This is a genomic window from Pseudomonas sp. OV546 (assembly GCF_900116845.1).
In the GTDB taxonomy this organism is placed as follows: domain Bacteria; phylum Pseudomonadota; class Gammaproteobacteria; order Pseudomonadales; family Pseudomonadaceae; genus Aquipseudomonas; species Aquipseudomonas petroselini.
This window is the reverse complement of record NZ_FPCE01000001.1, coordinates 792,452-810,294: the sequence shown is the minus strand read 5'-3', so window position 1 is coordinate 810,294 and position 17,843 is coordinate 792,452. Positions and strand designations below refer to the sequence as shown.

Annotated in this window: 16 protein-coding genes; 6 read left to right on the top strand and 10 right to left on the bottom strand. The window is 59.5% G+C overall.

Annotated elements, in window-relative coordinates:
• Nucleotides 1-10: 10 nt before the first annotated feature.
• The 7 genes from BM403_RS03830 to BM403_RS03800 form a co-directional block, all read right to left on the bottom strand.
• Nucleotides 11-1,333 (bottom strand): O-antigen ligase family protein, encoded by a 1,323-nt coding sequence (locus BM403_RS03830; RefSeq protein ID WP_093541646.1) that lies wholly within the window; start codon nt 1,331-1,333, stop codon nt 11-13.
• Entirely contained in the window at nt 1,311-2,543 is a 1,233-nt protein-coding gene (locus BM403_RS03825; protein WP_093541644.1) for a glycosyltransferase family 4 protein, read from the bottom strand. The genes BM403_RS03830 and BM403_RS03825 overlap by 23 nt, the downstream gene beginning before the upstream one ends.
• A 1-nt stretch (nt 2,544) precedes the next feature.
• On the bottom strand, nt 2,545-3,138 hold the full coding sequence (locus tag BM403_RS32360) for an acyltransferase (RefSeq protein WP_305883428.1): 594 nt from the start codon (nt 3,136-3,138) through the stop codon (nt 2,545-2,547).
• Complete coding sequence (locus tag BM403_RS03815) at nt 3,128-4,429, bottom strand: lipopolysaccharide biosynthesis protein (RefSeq protein WP_093541640.1); 1,302 nt, start codon at nt 4,427-4,429, stop codon at nt 3,128-3,130. The genes BM403_RS32360 and BM403_RS03815 overlap by 11 nt, the downstream gene beginning before the upstream one ends.
• 8 nt (nt 4,430-4,437) lie before the next feature.
• Nucleotides 4,438-5,775, bottom strand: a complete 1,338-nt coding sequence (locus BM403_RS03810; protein ID WP_093541638.1) for a UDP-glucose dehydrogenase family protein — start codon at nt 5,773-5,775, stop codon at nt 4,438-4,440.
• Between the two features lie 73 nt (nt 5,776-5,848).
• On the bottom strand, nt 5,849-8,071 hold the full coding sequence (locus BM403_RS03805) for a polysaccharide biosynthesis tyrosine autokinase (RefSeq protein ID WP_093541636.1): 2,223 nt from the start codon (nt 8,069-8,071) through the stop codon (nt 5,849-5,851).
• A 180-nt stretch (nt 8,072-8,251) separates the two neighbouring features.
• Nucleotides 8,252-8,692: a low molecular weight protein-tyrosine-phosphatase gene (locus BM403_RS03800; RefSeq protein WP_093541634.1), complete on the bottom strand. Its 441-nt coding sequence runs from the start codon at nt 8,690-8,692 to the stop codon at nt 8,252-8,254.
• A gap of 219 nt (nt 8,693-8,911) precedes the next feature.
• Here BM403_RS03800 and BM403_RS03795 point away from each other — a divergent pair, with 219 nt between their 5' ends.
• Together BM403_RS03795 and BM403_RS03790 are read left to right on the top strand one after the other, a co-directional pair.
• Nucleotides 8,912-9,220 (top strand): phosphomannomutase, encoded by a 309-nt coding sequence (locus BM403_RS03795; protein ID WP_224265927.1) that lies wholly within the window; start codon nt 8,912-8,914, stop codon nt 9,218-9,220.
• Complete coding sequence (locus tag BM403_RS03790; protein ID WP_012724826.1) at nt 9,217-9,549, top strand: hypothetical protein; 333 nt, start codon at nt 9,217-9,219, stop codon at nt 9,547-9,549. The genes BM403_RS03795 and BM403_RS03790 overlap by 4 nt, the downstream gene beginning before the upstream one ends.
• Here the strand turns inward: BM403_RS03790 and BM403_RS03785 are convergent.
• Complete coding sequence (locus BM403_RS03785; protein ID WP_371913992.1) at nt 9,501-10,121, bottom strand: hypothetical protein; 621 nt, start codon at nt 10,119-10,121, stop codon at nt 9,501-9,503. The genes BM403_RS03790 and BM403_RS03785 overlap by 49 nt on opposite strands.
• Nucleotides 10,122-10,413: 292 nt before the next feature.
• Between BM403_RS03785 and BM403_RS03780 the strand changes: the two genes are divergently transcribed.
• Entirely contained in the window at nt 10,414-11,496 is a 1,083-nt protein-coding gene (locus tag BM403_RS03780; RefSeq protein ID WP_093541632.1) for an LLM class flavin-dependent oxidoreductase, read from the top strand.
• 166 nt (nt 11,497-11,662) lie between these two features.
• Here BM403_RS03780 and BM403_RS03775 read toward each other — a convergent pair whose 3' ends face one another.
• Entirely contained in the window at nt 11,663-12,457 is a 795-nt protein-coding gene (locus tag BM403_RS03775; protein WP_012724829.1) for a class II aldolase/adducin family protein, read from the bottom strand.
• A 107-nt stretch (nt 12,458-12,564) separates the two neighbouring features.
• Complete coding sequence (locus BM403_RS03770; RefSeq protein ID WP_046034664.1) at nt 12,565-13,470, bottom strand: LysR family transcriptional regulator; 906 nt, start codon at nt 13,468-13,470, stop codon at nt 12,565-12,567.
• Nucleotides 13,471-13,687: 217 nt separating this feature from the next.
• Between BM403_RS03770 and BM403_RS03765 the strand changes: the two genes are divergently transcribed.
• From BM403_RS03765 to BM403_RS03755, 3 genes are all read left to right on the top strand, one after another.
• Entirely contained in the window at nt 13,688-14,299 is a 612-nt protein-coding gene (locus BM403_RS03765) for a cysteine dioxygenase family protein (protein ID WP_012724831.1), read from the top strand.
• A complete protein-coding gene (locus BM403_RS03760) occupies nt 14,296-15,879 on the top strand; it encodes a rhodanese-related sulfurtransferase (protein ID WP_093541630.1) in 1,584 nt (527 codons plus the stop codon). The genes BM403_RS03765 and BM403_RS03760 overlap by 4 nt, the downstream gene beginning before the upstream one ends.
• Before the next feature lie 981 nt (nt 15,880-16,860).
• A complete protein-coding gene (locus tag BM403_RS03755; protein ID WP_093541627.1) occupies nt 16,861-17,835 on the top strand; it encodes an ABC transporter substrate-binding protein in 975 nt (324 codons plus the stop codon).
• Nucleotides 17,836-17,843: the final 8 nt, after the last annotated feature.

Here is a 17,843-nt window from a genome sequence, read left to right as displayed (position 1 = left end):
TTGAGTTGATTCAGGTTTTCTTGCAGGCCGCGAGAATCAGGCAGGCGTAGAGCACGCCAAACGCCAGGAACGTGCCCTGCATGGTCATTACCCCGTTGAACAAAATTGGCGCCAGGAAGCCGCACAGCAGCAACGGGACACCCGTGCCTTGCCTGACCAACGCCTTGTAGGACCTGAGCAGCAGCCAGAGCAGGACGAATACCCTGAACAGGATGAACATCAGCCCTGCGGGAAGGCCCATTTCGAGCACGATTCGTGACCATTCATCTTCGGCCAATAGAAACCCAGCGCCCTGCTCTCGGCCTGCGCGCAGGATTGTCGAAGCCGCGTTGGTGCCTGAACCAATGCCATGCCCCCACAGGGGTGCGTCGTCGACCACACGGGTGAAGGCATACAGGCTGGAGAACGCGCGAGTGACCGGCGAGCCTTCGCTGGCAACGGCGCTGCGGTTTCGCTCCACCAGCACCTGGTAGCTGTCGGTGGACATGAAGATCAGCAGGCTGACGAATAACGCAGCAGCCAGGAAAAACAACGACAGCAGGTTACGTTGCGACTTCTTGATCAAGGCGACCATCAGCGCGGCCAGCAGCACAATTGCCGCGTACGCATAGATGGCCCTCGACCCCGTGAGGAAGCACATCACCGCCACCGAAGCCGCCGACACGCCGAAGAGCACATAACGCCGCGCGAACACCGCACGGAACAAGGCCTTGTCGAAAATCGCCGCCACCAGGAACGCAAAGCACGCCGACACATACACCACGTGCCCGGCGGTAAAGGTAAAGGTGCCGTAAGGCCTGACGACGCCGTCGGCAATCATGAAGATGAAGTCATCATCGCCAATGCCCTTGTTCACGTAAGCCTGTGGCCCGGACGAATATTGCAACACCACCAGCACGCTGATCGGGATCGCCGCGAACAATGTGATCCGCGCAAAACGGTAAACATCCGTCAGCCTGATCGTCTTGCCGGCGACAAATATCAGCGGGAAATACAGCAGGTAATTGCGCACGCCATACCCGTAGATGACGAAGCCTTCGGGACGGGTCAACAAAAACGCCGACACCAGCACGAAGAACACCAGCACCAGCACGACGAAGTAAGCCGACACTAGGTTTTTCGAGAAAAAGCCGAACCGATAGGCGCACCAATAGATGTAAAGGACGATCGGGTCCTTGATGAAATAGATGGCCGAGCTGAGGCCCGGCATCACCCACTTGCGCAAGATCCCTTCGAACAGGATGAACAGGTAGATGAGCACGAACGCACTGACCACACGGACCCGGTAGCGCTCACGCAGGCTGACCGTGTCAGGATTGGCAAAGGATTGCATCCATCACCCCCTTGGCGTAGCTCTCCCACGTCGTACCACCGGCAGACAACACCGCGTTGCGCTTCAACCCGTTGAGTTTTTCCTTGTCCTGCGCCAGTTCCACCAGACGGTGGGCGATGGCTTCGGCGGACCGGATCGGCACCACATAACCATTGAAGCCATCGACGACCAGGTCCGCCGCGCCACAGTTCTGCGACACGATGACCGCCGTCCCCATGGACAGCGCTTCACCGACGACCAGGCCGAACGCTTCGGCGAGTGACGGCAGGACCAGTACATCCGCTTCCTGCAAGTGCCGGATGACCTCATCGTGGGACGCAGAACTGAACCACTGGTACTTCTTCAGTTCACTATTGAGCGCCTGGTTGCGACCGTTGGCGTAGTCTGCGCCGATCACGGTGACATCCAGGGCAACGCTGCTCGCGGCAAGGCTCAGTGCGTCGAAAAAATACGAGATGCCCTTTTGCTGGGTCAGCGCACCGACATAAATCACTTTCAACCGCGCGCCTGGCCGGGCATTCACCTCATGGCGCAGCATCGGCGCCGGGGCACCGTAGGGTGTTATCGCAACTTTGTCGGCGGCAATGCCGTAATCGCCCAAGGTTCGCTTGGCAAACGTGCTCGCCACAATGATGCGGTCCGCCAAGGCCAGCTCAGCGGTCTGTTTGCGTACCGTGTCGTCACTGATGTTCGGAATGCTCGCCCGCCAAGCCGGGTTGGCCTCGCGCTCATGGTCAAGCACCCTGCACGCGTAGGCGATAGAGCCGAAGGCGGCCTCATAATTGAGGGCGATGCCTCCAATGTCCCGAGCCGCGCTGAACAGGCCCAGGCACTTGCCGTCATAACCGTACACCTGGCTGGGTTTGCGCGGTGCCCTGTGCAGGAAGTTGGCGCTGGCCTGGTCAATGTGGTTGTACACATTTTCCGGGCAAAATAGTCCGATGTTGCGCTGCGTGAAGCGGTACCACTTCAGCTTGTCGCAGAGTACGCGCGGCACATCGTAGCGCGGGTAGCTGTGCAGCAAAGCGCCGTCGACCTGATCAAACGTGCGCCGCAGACACTCCTTGCCCACGACCGGTAGGCGGCAGAGCAACGAGTCCTTATGCAGGGCCAACGAGGTATGAAAGGAATGCAGCAACTGCCGTTGATTCAAGGCGCGTAGCAATGCACGGACATTCTGATTACCGACGGGATGAGCGACCAGGATCATCTTATTTGCCCATCCAGGCTTCGACGACAGCACTTGACCGGACCGGGCTGTAGGTAAACGTACGCGTCGCACGCAAGCGGATGACCCGCGCCGGATTACCCGCCACGACGGTGTACGGCTCCACATTGCGGCCGACCACACTGCCCGCGCCTACGACGGCACCTTCGCCAATCGTCACCCCCGGCAGGATCATCGCGTCGGTGGCGATCCATGCGTAATCGCCGATCACAACGGGTGCCACCTTCAGCCGCCACGCGGGATCGTCCAGGTCATGGGTGCCCGTCAGGATCCGCACCCCCTCATTGATCGCCACATGCGCCCCGACCCGAACGGGTGCATGCAATTGGATAAACGTGCGCTTGCCAATAAAGCTGCCGGTGCCGACGCTGAAACGCGCCACGGCACCTTCGAACTCCACCGCGTTGATCATCACCAACGATCCCAGGGTGGCGCCCCGTCGGTGCAAGGCACGTTGAAGGTGATGGGCCTTGAGCAATCGGCCCAGCAGCAGTAAGCGCTTGGCCAGGTACTTGAGCCCGGCCGGCTTCAGCAGGCTGACTTTCAATCGATGGTGGACCAGGTGATTAATCAGCACGGGCCATCCTCCTTTCGAGACGATGAAAACCGCGCTTGGCGAAACAGAACAGCACCCCTTCGGTAGCGACCAGCACATAGCAGACGCCGAGCAACCCATAGTCTGGCGCCAGGCAAAATACCGCCAGGCTGCTGGCGACCGACACCAGCATGAACACCACGGCAAATGACGAATAGGACGCCGTCGCCATCAAGGCGACCCAATAGACCTGCCAGGCCACGTGGGTCAGCGCACCGATAATCAGCACCAGCATGATGCTGGAGGAGTAGTCGTCTTTGCGGCCCGACCACAGATCAAAAATCGTCCCGCCAAATAGCACCACCAACGCACCCATCACACACGCAATGGGCAATGAGAATTTCAAGGCATACCGGATCATTTTCCTGACCAACTGGTTGTCACCGATGGAGAATGCATAGGAAATTTCCGGCCAGAGGGACTGGTTCACCACCGTCGAGAACTGCACCAGCACCCGCGAAATGGTCCGGTACAAGCCGAATATCGCCGCGTGGGCCGGAGACAGCAGCACCGACAACAGAATGATCAGCCCCTGCACGTTCAGCGCCAGGCCAATGGGAAAGGCCAGCGACGCAAGTGACGGTTTGATCAAGGTCACGAACGCGCGCCTGCCGATCGCTGACGGGTTGAAACCCAGGGTGACGCCCAATCGATTGGCGATCAGGTTCTTGCTCACGATGCCAACCGAACGGACGCCCAGCAGCATCAGGCTGGTGGCGACCAGGCTCTGAGTGAGGTAGGCACACGACAAGGCGGCCGACCACTCCAGCATGCGGATGACGTTCATGATGAATGACGACAATGGCAGGGCTTTACAGGCCCGGTAGCGGATCGAGATCATGTTCGTAAACAGGCAAAGCAGCGAATAGCCCGTCAGGGCCGAGAGGATCAGCACCCCCTCACCGCTCCTGATCGACGTGAGATTGAGCAGGCTGAACAGATCAAAAAAAGCCAGCGACCCCACGGCCAGCAACAACACGCTGAGCCCCGCCAGCAGCAAAAACGCAAAGCTGGTGCTGTAGACCGCACGCGCGACCTTCAACCGCCCTCGTTCATGCCAGATCACCACCTTGCTCGATGCCGCCGTGGTCACTCCCAGGTCGGACAGCGCCAGATAGGTCGGAATCGCGGACAGCACAACCCACTCGCTGTAGGCGCCAAAGCCCCAACTGGCAATCAGCACCGGGACACTCACCAACTGGATCAGCAGGTTCACCACCTGGCCAAACGAATTGGCGCCAATGCCGCTGACGATTCTTTTAAGCACGCTCATGGGAAGACCTATATCGAGTTGAGAGGTCGCCCGATGGATACGTAGTGAATACCTTTCTTCAGCACACTGGCGGGGTCGAACAAGTTGCGCCCGTCGAAGATCAGCGGCTGCTTGAGCTGCTGCTGGATCACGGTGAAATCCGGTGCCTTGAAGACTTGCCACTCGGTGACGATCAGCAAGGCGTCGGCGCCTTTCAGGCAGGCTTCCTTGGTGCCGCACAGGCGCAGGTCATCGCGGTCGCCATAAATGCGCTGGGTTTCCTCCATGGCTTCCGGATCAAAGGCTTGCACCTTGGCCCCCGCACGCCAAAGGGCTTCCATCAATACGCGGCTTGGCGCCTCGCGCATGTCATCGGTGTTGGGCTTGAAACTGAGCCCCCAGAGCGCGAATGTCTTCCCCGCCAGCTCGCCGTTGAAGTGCGTGGATATTTTGTTGAACACGCTGTGTTTCTGTTCAACGTTGCGCCGCTCCACCGCCTTGAGCAGCGTGGCATCGAAGTCGATGGTCTCGGCCGTCTGGATCAGCGCCTGGACATCCTTCGGGAAGCACGACCCGCCGTACCCCGCCCCCGCATAGAGAAAGTGATAGCCGATACGCGGATCGGAACCGATCCCCTGACGTACCATCTCGATGTCGGCACCCAATCTCTCGGCCAGGTTGGCCATCTCGTTCATGAAGCTGATCTTGGTGGCGAGCAGGCAATTGGCAGCGTACTTGGTCAACTCAGCGCTGTGCACGTCCATCACAATGATCTTTTCGTGGTTGCGATTGAACGGCGCATAGAGCTCGCGCATCACCGCTTCGGCATGCCGGCTGGCAGTGCCGATGACAATACGGTCCGGCCTGATGCAGTCAGCCACCGCGCAGCCTTCCTTGAGAAATTCCGGGTTGGACACGACGTCAAAGGCCAAGTCGGCGCGCTCACGCACGGCGAGCATGGCGGCAATGCGCGCACTGACTTTGTCGGCCGTACCTACGGGAACCGTGGACTTGTCGATGATGGTCAGCGGGGCCTGCATATGCTGCCCGATGGTCTCGGCCACCGTCAGCACATACTTCAAGTCGGCCGAACCGTCTTCATCCGGTGGTGTGCCCACGGCGATAAACTGCACTTCGCCGTGCTTGACCGCAGCCACGGCGTCGGTGGTGAAATTCAAGCGACCGGCCGCATGGTTTTCCCTGACAAGGGTCTCCAGGCCTGGCTCATAAATCGGGATGTGCCCCTGCTTGAGGCGTTCGACCCGATGCGCATCGATATCGACACACAGCACGTCGTGACCGACTTCAGCGAGTACCGCCCCCTGGACCAGCCCTACATAACCAATGCCAAAAACGGTGACTTTCATAGCGTTTCTCTTTGAACCTGCGGCCAGTGGTAGACGTGCTGCGCGTTGGACTGCAATTGCCTGCCATCCAAGATCAAACGCTGTCTGAGGTGTACTCGTAGTGGTAATAGCTGTAGGCGCCGTACCCGTACTTGGCGGATGAGCGTTTCTCAATGCCGTTGAAAATCGCGCCTTTAAGCTCAATCCCATTCTGCTGATAACGACGCATCGTCAATTCCACCTCCCGCACCGAGTTCAGCTCGAAGCGGGCCACGATCAAATTGGTACCGGATTGGCGTCCGACGATGGTTGCATCGGTGACGGCGAGAAACGGTGGCGTATCGAGGATCACCAGGTCATACAGGGCGCTGACGTGCTCCAGGAATTCGCTGAAGTTGGCATGCATCAGCAGTTCCGATGGGTTCGGGGGTATCCGCCCACGCGCAAGGACGTGAAGGTTCTCCACCTCCGTTGGATGGATCACGGCACCGAGCTCACAGCGTTTGGCCAAGAGGTCGGACAGCCCGTCCTCAGCCGGAATACCAAAGACCTTGTGCAAGTAGCCTTTGCGCATGTCCACATCCACCAACAGCACTCGCTGTCCCGAATGAGCCACCACCGCTGCCAGGTTCGACGAGACGAAGGTCTTGCCAACCTGCGGGCTGGGCCCGGAAATCATCAGGCGGTTGTTACCGGCTTCCAACATGGCGAAATGCAGACTCGTGCGCAGGCTGCGCAGCCCTTCAATGGCAAGGTCCGTGGGATTGCTGAGCGCAAGCAACTGCGTAGCACCGGGCTTGCTGGTACGAACGAGCTTCTGGTCCATGTCTTTCTGGATCGCACTGAACGGGATCGCTGCGTAGACCGGCAAGCCGAGTTTTTCCAGTTCATTGGGGTTGGATACGCCGCGGTTGAGCGCTTTGCGAAACAGCACCAGTGCAATCGCGACAAAGGCACCGAGCAGCGTGGCGATCACGATAATCAAGGCTTTTTGCGGCCTGATCGGGTTCCTCAAGTCGACATCGGCCGTGTCGATCAGGCGCACATTGCCGACCGTGCCGGCGCGCATCACATCCAATTCCTGATACTTGTTCAGTAACTGCGTGTAGATCTCGGTGCTGACTTTCAGGTCTCGGGTCAGGCTCAGCAGCTCTTGCTGAGTGGTGGGCAGGCTCTCGACCTTCTTGGCCAGCTCATTCTGACGTGCAGTGAGCTCTGCCAATTGTGTCAGGAGTGCCCGATACACCGGGTGCTGGGGGGTGAATTTTCGTTCGATCTCGGCCTGCTGCATCTTGAGTTCCGAGATGCTCGCGTCCAGTGCGACGATCTGGTCAAGAATCGCCTTGGCCTCGAGGCTGATATCGATGGTTTTGTTGCGGATCTGAAACTTATTCAGCGCTGTCTCAGCCTGCTCGACATCCTTGCGTACCTGCGGCAACTGATCCTTGAGAAAGGCCAGGCTCTGTGCAGCCTCCGCGGACGTGCGGTCGATATTCTGGCGCACATAGATACGCGCCACCTCATTGAGCACTTGAATGGCCGCCGCAGGCCGGGTGCTTTCCAGCGCCAGGCCGATAATTCCCGATTCCTTGCCGCGCTCCGCCACATCGAGCAACTTCTGATAGCGCAGAATGCTGGTGAGCCGCGGTGAACGGATTACGCTGAATTGCGCGCCAGGGTTGGCTTGAAGTACCTCGACCTTGAGCTTGATGCCATAGCTTTCGTAATAACGACCCACCTGCCCTGTCAGCAACACCGTGTCGTCCTGGTCTGACAGGGTAAAGCTGTCGCCGCTACCGGCCGTCAGGGTCAGTGCCTGGCCCAACAGGTCGGCAGGCAGGTGCAACTGCGAAAATCTCAGCTCCTCGCCGCCCCAGCCGTAGCTGGACAGTCCGAGCCATGGGCTGGCGACCGCCTGCGCCTGCGCGGGTTTGAAGCGCCGAGCCATGAAGTCGCCGATCAATGGAAAGCGCTTGGGCTTCACCTCAAGATCGAGATTGAGGTTGTCGACAGCGGTGCCAATGGTAATTCGCGAACGGATCAGTTCAACTTCCGTGACCGTGGGCGACTCCTTGCCGAGCAGGCTGCCGACGTCGGAAAAACCCAGCATGTCGCTTTTTTTCGGCTCCACCTGAACCAGCGCAGTGGCTTGGTAAACAGGAGGCGTCAACACGGCGTAGGCCGCCCCCAGCGCCATAAACGCAATACTGATGCCACCGATCAGCCACTTATGGTCCAGTAAAGTGCCCAACAACAGCATGAAGTCGAGATCAGTTTCTTCGCCGTTGTGCGACGCGATTGCGGGTGCTGATTGCATAAGTCAGTTCTTTTTTCTAACCAATAGTCAAGGAATGGCACAGGGTGCAAGACGCCCGGCTCCATGCACGTTTAACGGCTTCACTCAATACACAAACTCTCACTCGAGCCTGCCCAACAATATTCCTAACTATTCAACGCCAACGGATCCCTTAGAGTATCCAACCGCCTCAACGCACATTTAACTAACTAAGCGTTGTGCCCATGCCTGAGTGGCTTGTTCTATCAACGCATACGCGTGAACAAAGGCCGGCTTGCCTTGACGATAAGGGTCCTTGATCTCTCGGTTGTATTGCCATTTACCCAGCAGGAACACCTTGCCCCGAGCCTCCGGAGCGAGGCTGAGCACCTCGTCGATATGCCGCTGTTCCATCACCAAGACAAGGTCCGCGTCACTCACCGCATCGCTCGTCAGTTGACGCGCCCGGTGTGCGCCAGGCGCATGACCGTGCTCGGCAAGCACCAGTGAAGCCGTAGGCTCCAAAGGACTATCACGCAACGCGGCGAGCCCCGCCGAACTCACTTCTATGGCGGAGGACGCAAGCGCATTGCGCAGTAACTTTTCTGCCGTGGGGCTGCGACAAATATTGCCGACGCACACAATCAAAATCCTATTGAACAAGGCAACCTCCCACGCGCCGTACTGTATTAACCCGGTAGTAAAAGGGATGACCTTACTTCAAGCAGCGAGGCGATTATGATCACAAGCCCACGACTTCGACTACCCATCGAGACAGACGAAAAATAACAAAAGTGTATTAACCGACTAAAAATAACATTCCATTACTTTTCTCTTTTCGCATAATAAAGTGCCGCCTGAGAGCAACAACGAGGGACGGCCATGAACACATCAAAGTTATTGGTAGAGCGTATTGGCCTATTTCCTTCTTCGGGAAATATTCATGTTGAAGTGAATAACTCGACCCGCGTCGTCGAGCGCATGCAGGTGTTGTATGCCGATAACTCCCTGGATAGCGATGAGTCCGGCTCTGGGCTGTCGATGGTGTTTGCCGATTGGCGTTTCAAGTTGCAGGTCAGTGATGCGGCGTCGGTGTGCCTGTGCGTGGAAAGTCGTGGCGACAGCCAGTTCATGCAGGTCAAGACCGCCGAATTGCTGGCGAATATCTCCGGCACTGAGGAGCGGCCATGAGCCTATTGGACGATGTAATACGCAGCTACGCGCTGAGAAAGCTCACGGGGATGTTTGAAGGTTTCGCCGAGCCGGCGGTGGGCACACAGTACCGGCGCAATACCCTGGCGATCGGCCGTTGGCTGGAACAGCTGCAGGGCAGCTCGCCGCAGCAGATCACCCATACGCTGTTCAAGCAGATGATCGAGGCGCGGCGTCGCGGGGATGTGCAGCGCTTCAACGCGCAAACGGTGTTGCTGGAACTGATGGTGGAAAGCAACCGGGCGCTGGACCTGGTGACTTACTCGGCCCTGCTGTGCGCTGCTTCCAGTCGCCAGGAAGGCTCTTGATGGGCGCGTTCGGCACCTGAGAGGGTGATTGCCACGCGGTTGAGCAGCAACTCGGCGTTGTACTTGGGCGCCATGGCGCACACCAGCAAGGCTGCCAGGCCGGCACCGATGTAGGCCGGGGAAACCTTGACGTCAACGGGCTCGATTCGCCACAGAAACGCCATGGCCGCCACAGCCCCCAGCGTGGCACCGGCCAATGCTTCGTTCAGCGGATGGATGTAAGGCGCAACACAATAGGCACTGAACCAGGCACTGGCCATTAACCCCACCCCCGCCGCCGGCCAGCGTAATAGCGGATTGAACTGGCGCGCAATCAGACTCGCTGCCACGGTGATCATCAGGGTCGTGTTCATGGCATGCCCACTTAATACGGCAATGTCCAAAGGCTCAAACGACAAACCCCAGCCTTTGAACAGCAACTTACTGAACGCGACAATCGAATAACTAACGCCGACGGTGATGACCCAGGCGCGAAGTGCCCATGGGTTCGAATACCTCAGCCACACCGCAATGATGATGGCGGCCGGAATCATGACGGTAATGCCGCCATAGTGTGCAAGTTCTGCGCGCATCATTCCCCAACCATCGACGTGCCCCTTTCGGCGCCCATCAGACCTGAGCATCGGGGAAATTACAACGTTATCTACGGTCAGGATGGTGCTGAAAGCCCGACGAGGCTTCAGGCTAAAATGCATTTTCCTGATACAGCGAAAGGTTAATACTATTTTTTTTAATAATTAGGTTAGAACCAAACGGCATTTTACAGGCGCTGTCCCTGCCCCTACTTTGGACATGAATATCCGACCCCCTGCCCGGTGGAGGTGCCCATCCCGCAAGAGACCACGCCCCAGATAAGGACAGACCATGAGCATTGAATTCATCGGCTACATCGGCGGCCATCACGCTTCCGAAATCCATCCACGCAGCGGCCCTACCCTGCAACCCGACTACGTTGAGACCGTGGCCCGCGCCCACGAAGACGCCGGTTTCGACCGTGCCCTGGTGGCCTTCCATTCCAACAGCCCGGACAGCACGCTGATCGCCTCCCACGCCGCCAGCGTGACCAAGAGGCTGCAATTCCTGATCGCCCACCGCCCCGGTTTCGTCCAGCCCACCCTGGCCGCGCGCCAGTTCACCACACTCGACGTGTTCAACGGCGGGCGCACCGCCGTGCACATCATCACCGGTGGCGACGACCGCGAACTGCGTGCCGACGGCAGCCATATCGGCAAGGACGAACGCTACGCGCGCACCGACGAATACCTCAGCGTGGTGCGCCAGGAATGGACCAGCGAACAGCCTTTTGATTTTGACGGCACCTACTACCAGGTCGAAGGAGCGCACTCCACCGTTAAATCGCCGCAGCAACCGCACATCCCGTTGTATTTCGGCGGCGCCTCCAAGGCCGCGATCGAAGTGGCGGGCAAGCATGCCGACGTCTACGCGCTGTGGGGCGAAACCTACGAGCAAGTGCGTGAAATCGTGACCCAGGTACGCGCCGAAGCCGCCAAGCATGGGCGCACGATTCGCTTCAGTTTGTCGTTGCGACCGATCCTCGCCGAGACCGAAGCGTTGGCCTGGGCGCGCGCCGACAGCATCCTGCAGCAGGCCACGGCGCTGGCCGAGAAGAATGGTTTTGTACGACGCGAACCGCCGAACGAAGGCTCGCGTCGGTTGCTCGCGGCAGCGGCGCAGGGCTCGCGGCTGGATAAGCGCCTGTGGACCGGGATTGCCGGGTTGCTCGGCGCACAGGGCAACTCCACCTCGTTGGTGGGCACCGCCGAGCAAGTCGCGGAAGCACTGGTGGATTACTACGACCTGGGGATTACCACGTTCCTGATTCGTGGGTTTGATCCGCTCAATGATGCGATCGACTACGGCAAGCGCCTGATCCCCCTCACCCGCCAACTCATCGCAGAACGCGAGCAGGCCAAGCAGGTAGCCTGAGAACAACACAAAACCCAAGGTGGAAGGGGCTTGCCCTAATGCCAGCCAGTTAAGGGCAAACACTGTACCTGTGGCGAGGGAGCTTGCTCCCTCGCCACAGGTTATTTTTTACCCTTTCTACGTCTTAACTGACTGACATTAGGGCTTGCCCCCTCCCACATTAAGATCAGTTTTTATAGTCGGTATCGCTACGCTCCAACTGCCGAATCAACGCATTCCAATGCCGCGCCACCCCTGGGCCTTCACCCGTCGAATGTGCCTTGGCCTGCTGCTCGACTTTCTCCACCACTTCCTTCGGCGGGAAGATCAACTCCGCATTCCCCGCTGCCTGCGCCGCGACCTGGATAGTGCACGCGCGCTCCAACTGCTGCAGTTGCTGGAACGCGTGTTCTACGCTGACACCGGCAGTCAACAAGCCGTGGTTACGCAGGATCATCACACTCTTGTCGCCCAGGTCCGCCACCAACCGCTCGCGTTCGTCCAGGTCGAGGGCAATGCCTTCATACCCGTGGTACGCCACCCGCCCGGAAAAACCGATGGAATGCTGGGAGATCGGCAACAACCCGTCTTTTTGCGCCGACACCGCGATACCGTCGCGGGTGTGGGTGTGCAGCACCGCTTGCAGGTCGTGGCGTGCGCCGTGGATAGCGCTGTGAATCACATAACCGGCGTAGTTGATGCCCAGGCCGGTAGGGTCATCGACGATCGTGCCGTCGAGGTCGACCTTGACCAGGTTGGAGGCGCTGATTTCGTCAAACAACAGGCCGAAGGCGTTGATCAGGAAATGCTCCTCGGGGCCCGGCACGCGGGCGGAGAAGTGGGTATAGATGTGGTCGGTCCACTTGTACAAGGCCGCGAGGCGATAAGCGGCGGCCAGTTTGACGCGCACTTCCCATTCTTCTGGAGTGACGCGTTGGCGAACATTGTTGGAAACGCTGGAAATCGAGGTGACGCTGCTCATGGCAAAACTTCCTGGATGGCCTTAAGGACTTCCAGGCAAGCCTAGGGGATGCAAAAAAATAATAAAAAGCACATTTTAATCTAAGCTAATTATTATTTTTTTTCATATCAGGCAGCGTCCTTGATCTTGTGCAACGAGGCCGCCACCCACTTGCCAAACGCATCCACCGGGCCCTGCAGGTTGCCGAGGAAGTGCGGGTAGATCAGCCACAGATCCATGACCGGCTTGAAGTCCTTGAGCGGCATCACCGCCAATTGCTCGCGATGCGCGCTGCGCTCCAGCAGTGGCCGAGGCACCAGGCCCAAGCCCAGGCCGTCCGCCACCAAACCCAGTTGCAGCTCGGTGCCAAAGGTTTCCAGGTTCACCCGCAAGGCCAGGCCTTGATCGGACAAGGTCCGCTGTAAACCGGCACGGAAACCGCAGCCGTCCGGGTTGAGGATCCAACCGTTCTGGTAGACGTCCGCCAGCTTGCACGGCTTTTTCGGCAGCTGGGATTTGGCGCACACCACCACCAGTTCCATCTTGCCGATGGACTCGCCGATGATGTTATCCGGGAAGATCTTGCCCGCTGGGAACAACGCCGCCGCCGCATCCAACTCGCCGCGCTCGATCTTGCCCACCAGTTGGCTGCCCCAGCCGGTGGCGACTTGGGCACGCAGTTCAGGGTATTCGGTACGCAGGTGCTTGAGCGCGTCCAACAGCACCACATCGCCGATGGTCTGCGGCACGCCCAGGCGTAACACGCCGGTAGGCGGTGCGTCGGTGGCCACCAACTCGCGCAGGGCATCCATCTCGCGCAGGATCAGCCGGCACTGCTCGTAGACGCGAGTGCCGATCAGCGTAGGCTTGAGGGGTTTGGTATTGCGGTCGAACAGCTCCACGCCCAGCGCCTGCTCGAAGTTCTGCACACGGCGGGTGATGGCCGGCTGGGTCAATTGCAACGACTCGGCGGCATGGCTGATGGACTGGCAACGAATCACTTCGACAAAGGCATCGATATCGTCAATTTTCATTTGGGCCGCACATAGAGAACAGTCATTAAGATGTGTGCGAAGCATAGTTGCAGGAAGGCTGCCTGGATAGCCCACCCTGTGATCGATAACGTCTAACACTATTCAGACCCGTTATAAATTACCTTCAGCTATAAGCTAATCATTAAAAAATAGCATATTAACTATTAACATTATGCTTAGATAAACCCATCACCACCGACCACACGATGGAATTGTCATGACCCAGGCCCGACACCCCGAGAGACTCAGAGCCTTCATAGGCGCCCTGGCGGAATTGATCGACGGCAATCCACGCGAAGGCGACCTGCTGCACCGTGGCGGCAAGCTACTGGCGCAACTGGTCAGCCATGATGACTGGCTGCCCGATGAATACGCCCAACCCGACCCCGAGCGCTACCAGCAGTTCTTGCTGCATGCCGATTCGCGCCAGCGTTTCAGCATCGTCAGCTTTGTATGGGGGCCGGGGCAAAGCACGCCGATTCATGACCACCGGGTGTGGGGGCTGATCGGCATGTTGCGCGGGGCAGAGTTTTCCCAAGGTTTTGAACGTGCCCCGGATGGCCGCCTGGTAGCCGAAGGCAAGCCGATCCAGCTGGTGCCGGGGCAGGTTGAAGCGGTGTCGCCCAAAGTCGGTGACATCCACCAGGTGAGCAATGCTCACAGCGACCAGGTGTCCATCAGCATCCATGTGTACGGCGCCAATATCGGTGCGGTGCGCCGCGCGGTGTACCAACCTGACGGCAGCGAGAAACTGTTTATTTCCGGCTACTCCAACGCCTTCCTCCCGAACATCTGGGATTTGTCCAAAGAAAAGAGCCCTGCCCTATGACCACCGTATCGACTCGCAGCTTTGCCCGGATTCGCCAGGCCCTGTTGGACCATGAAGAAGTCGCCCTGGTCGACGTGCGCGAAGAAGCACCGTTTGCCGAATCCCACCCGTTGTTCGCCGCCAATATCCCGCTGTCCAAGCTGGAGCTGGAGGTGTATTCGCGCATTCCACGGCGCGATACCCAGGTCACCGTCTACGACAACGGCGAAGGCTTGGCCGCCCGCGCCGCCGAGCGCCTGGTCGCGCTGGGCTATACCCAGGTAAGTGTGTTGGAAGGTGGGTTGGACGGTTGGCGCAAGGCCGGTGGCGAGCTGTTTATCGACGTGAACGTGCCGAGCAAGGCGTTTGGCGAATTAGTCGAGAGCGAGCGCCACACGCCGTCACTGGCCGCCGAAGAAGTGCAGGCGCTGCTCGACAGCCAGGCCGATGTGGTGGTGCTCGATGCACGGCGTTTCGACGAATACCAGACCATGAGCATTCCCACCGGCATCAGCGTGCCGGGCGCCGAACTGGTGTTGCGTGCCCGTGAACTGGCGCCGGACCCGGCCACCCGTATCATCGTCAACTGCGCCGGGCGTACACGCAGCATTATCGGCACCCAATCGCTGATCAATGCCGGCGTGGCCAACCCGGTGTCGGCCCTGCGTAACGGCACCATCGGCTGGACATTGGCCGGGCAGAAACTTGCCCATGGTCAATCGCGACGTTTTGCACCGACGTCGGAAGCACATCGCCAGGCTGCCGCTGCGGATGCACGCCGAGTGGCCGATAAGGCGAGCGTGGGTCGTGCCACCCTCGCCGACCTGCACGCTTGGCAGCAGGAAAAAACCCGCACCACCTACCTGTTCGATGTACGTACTCCGGAAGAATTCGAAGCCGGTCACCTGCCGGGCGCGCGCTCCACGCCGGGCGGGCAACTGGTGCAGGAAACCGACCACGTCGCCAGCGTGCGTGGCGCTCGGCTGGTGCTGGCGGATGACGACGGCGTGCGGGCCAATATGTCCGCATCCTGGCTCGCGCAATTGGGCTGGGAAGTGCATGTGCTGGATGACCTGCACGCGGCGCACTTCAGCGAAAAAGGCGCCTGGGTCGCGCCGGTACCGGCCCCGCCTCAGGCCGAGCTGATCAGCCCGCACACCCTGGCCGAGTGGCTGAAGCATGGCGACACCGTGGTGCTGGATTTCACCGCCAGCGCCAACTACGTGAAACGCCATATCCCTGGTGCCTGGTGGGTGCTGCGCGCCCAGCTGTCCCAGGCCCTGGCCAAGGTGCCTGCCGCACCACGCTACGTGCTGACCTGCGGCAGCAGCCAATTGGCGCGCCTGGCGGTGGCCGAAGTCGAAGCCATCACCGGCAAGCAAGTGTTCCTGCTGCAAGACGGCACCGCCGGCTGGATCAACGCGCAACTGCCGCTGCAAGAAGGTGAAACCCACCTGGCTTCACCGCGCATCGACCGCTACCGCCGCCCGTACGAAGGCACCGACAACCCCAAGGAAGCCATGCAAGCGTACCTGGATTGGGAGTACGGCCTGGTCGACCAGTTGGCTCGCGACGGCACCCATGGCTTCTACGTGATCTGATCCACCTGACACGCCTGCCCCCCAAAACCAGCCACCGGCGTTCTACCCGAAAAAACACGGTGGCATTGATAGGGCTGCTACGCAGCCCAGCGCAGGGCAAGCCTGCTCACCACAAAAAGCCCTCCACTGATGCGCATTTGCTCCTGCCTGGCGCAGGCCAGGTTGTTCCTGTTACCCCAATGGCAAGGCGCCCCTGTAGTGAGCAGGCTTGCCCTGCGCTGGCCTGCGAAGCAGCCCCAAAACCAGCCACCGAAGTTCTACCCGAAAAAACCCGGCGACATTGACAGGGCCGCTTCGCAGCCCAGCGCAGGGCAAGCCTGCTCACCACAAAAAGCCCTCCACTGATGCGCATTTGCTCCTGTCTGGCGCAGGCCAGGTTGTTCCTGTTACCCCAATGGCAAGGCGCCCCTGTAGTGAGCAGGCTTGCCCTGCGCTGGGCTGCGAAGCAGCCCCAAAACCAGCCACCGAAGTTCTACCCGAAAAAACCCGGCGACATTGACAGGGCCGCTCCGCCCCCCAGCGCAGGGCAAGCCTGCTCACCACAAAAAGCCCCCCCCTGATGTGCATTTGCTCCTGTCTGGCGCAGGCCAGGTTGTTCCTGTTACCCCAATGGCAAGGCCCCCCTGTAGTGAGCAGGCTTGCCCTGCGCTGGGCTGCGAAGCAGCCCCAAAACCAGCCACCGAAGTTCTACCCGAAAAAACCCGGCGACATTGACAGGGCCGCTCCGCCCCCCAGCGCAGGGCAAGCCTGCTCACCACAAAAATTCCCCCTGACGGGATATTCGCCTTGGCGCGCAATGCGCCAACAAATGCAATTATCGAATAATCAACTCACACATAATCAAATATTTTAATAATTAACTTATAACCAAAAAGAACTTCACAGCGCGTTTTTATGGGCATAACGTTAACCCATGCACCGACCCCTTCTCCAGGCGGAGGTAATCAAACCCTTTCTTGATCTGCCTGGAGCCTGCATCCCATGGTCCTTACCACCCCTTTCAAACGCCTGCTCCTGGGTACCGCCCTCGCCTTCGGCCTGATCGGCAGCGCACACGCCGCCGACCTGCAATCCCTGCGCGTGGCCAACCAGAAATCCACGATCAAGGCATTGCTGGAAGTCTCCGGCGAAACCAAAAACGTGCCCTACGAGATCCAGTGGTCGGAATTCCCGTCCGCCTCGCCCCTGGGCGAAGCCTTGAATGCCGGCGCCGTGGATATCGGCGCCCTCGGCGATGCGCCTTATGTGTTCGCCCTGGGTGCCGGCGCGTCGCTCAAGGTGGTCAGCATCATCCACGCCGAAGGGCGCAACACCACTGCCTTGCTGGTGCCCAAGGACTCGCCGATCAAGACCGTCGCCGACCTCAAGGGCAAGAAGATCGTCACCGGGCGCGGTTCCATCGGCCATTACCTGGCGATCAAGGCCCTGGCCACCGCCGGCCTGACCACCAAGGATGTGCAGTTCATTTTCCTGCTGCCCAGCGAATCACGCCTGGTGCTGGATAACGGCACTGTCGATGCCTGGGCCACCTGGGACCCGTACACCACCGTGGTCACTTCGCAAAGCCAGGCTCGCGTGTTGATCAGTGGTAACAAGCTGCTGAGCAACCACCTGTACCTCGCGGCCACCCAAAAAGCCATCGCCGACAAGCGCCCGCAACTGGATGACTTTGTCGCACGCGTCGACCGCGCTTACGCCTGGGCCAACACCCACCCTGATGAGTACGCCGCCGCCCAAGCCAAGATCACTGGCCTGCCGTTGGCCGTGCACATCGAGGTGGCCAAGGACACCCACCTGACCCCGGTCGCCATCGACGACTCCGTCATCAGCGGCCTGCAAGCGACCGCCGATACCTATCAAAAAGAAGGCCTGCTGACCCAGCACATCGACGTGTCACAGGGCTTCGATAAGAGCTTCAACGCCAAGCGTGCCCCCCTTTCCCAAGCATCGCGCTAACAGGAGCA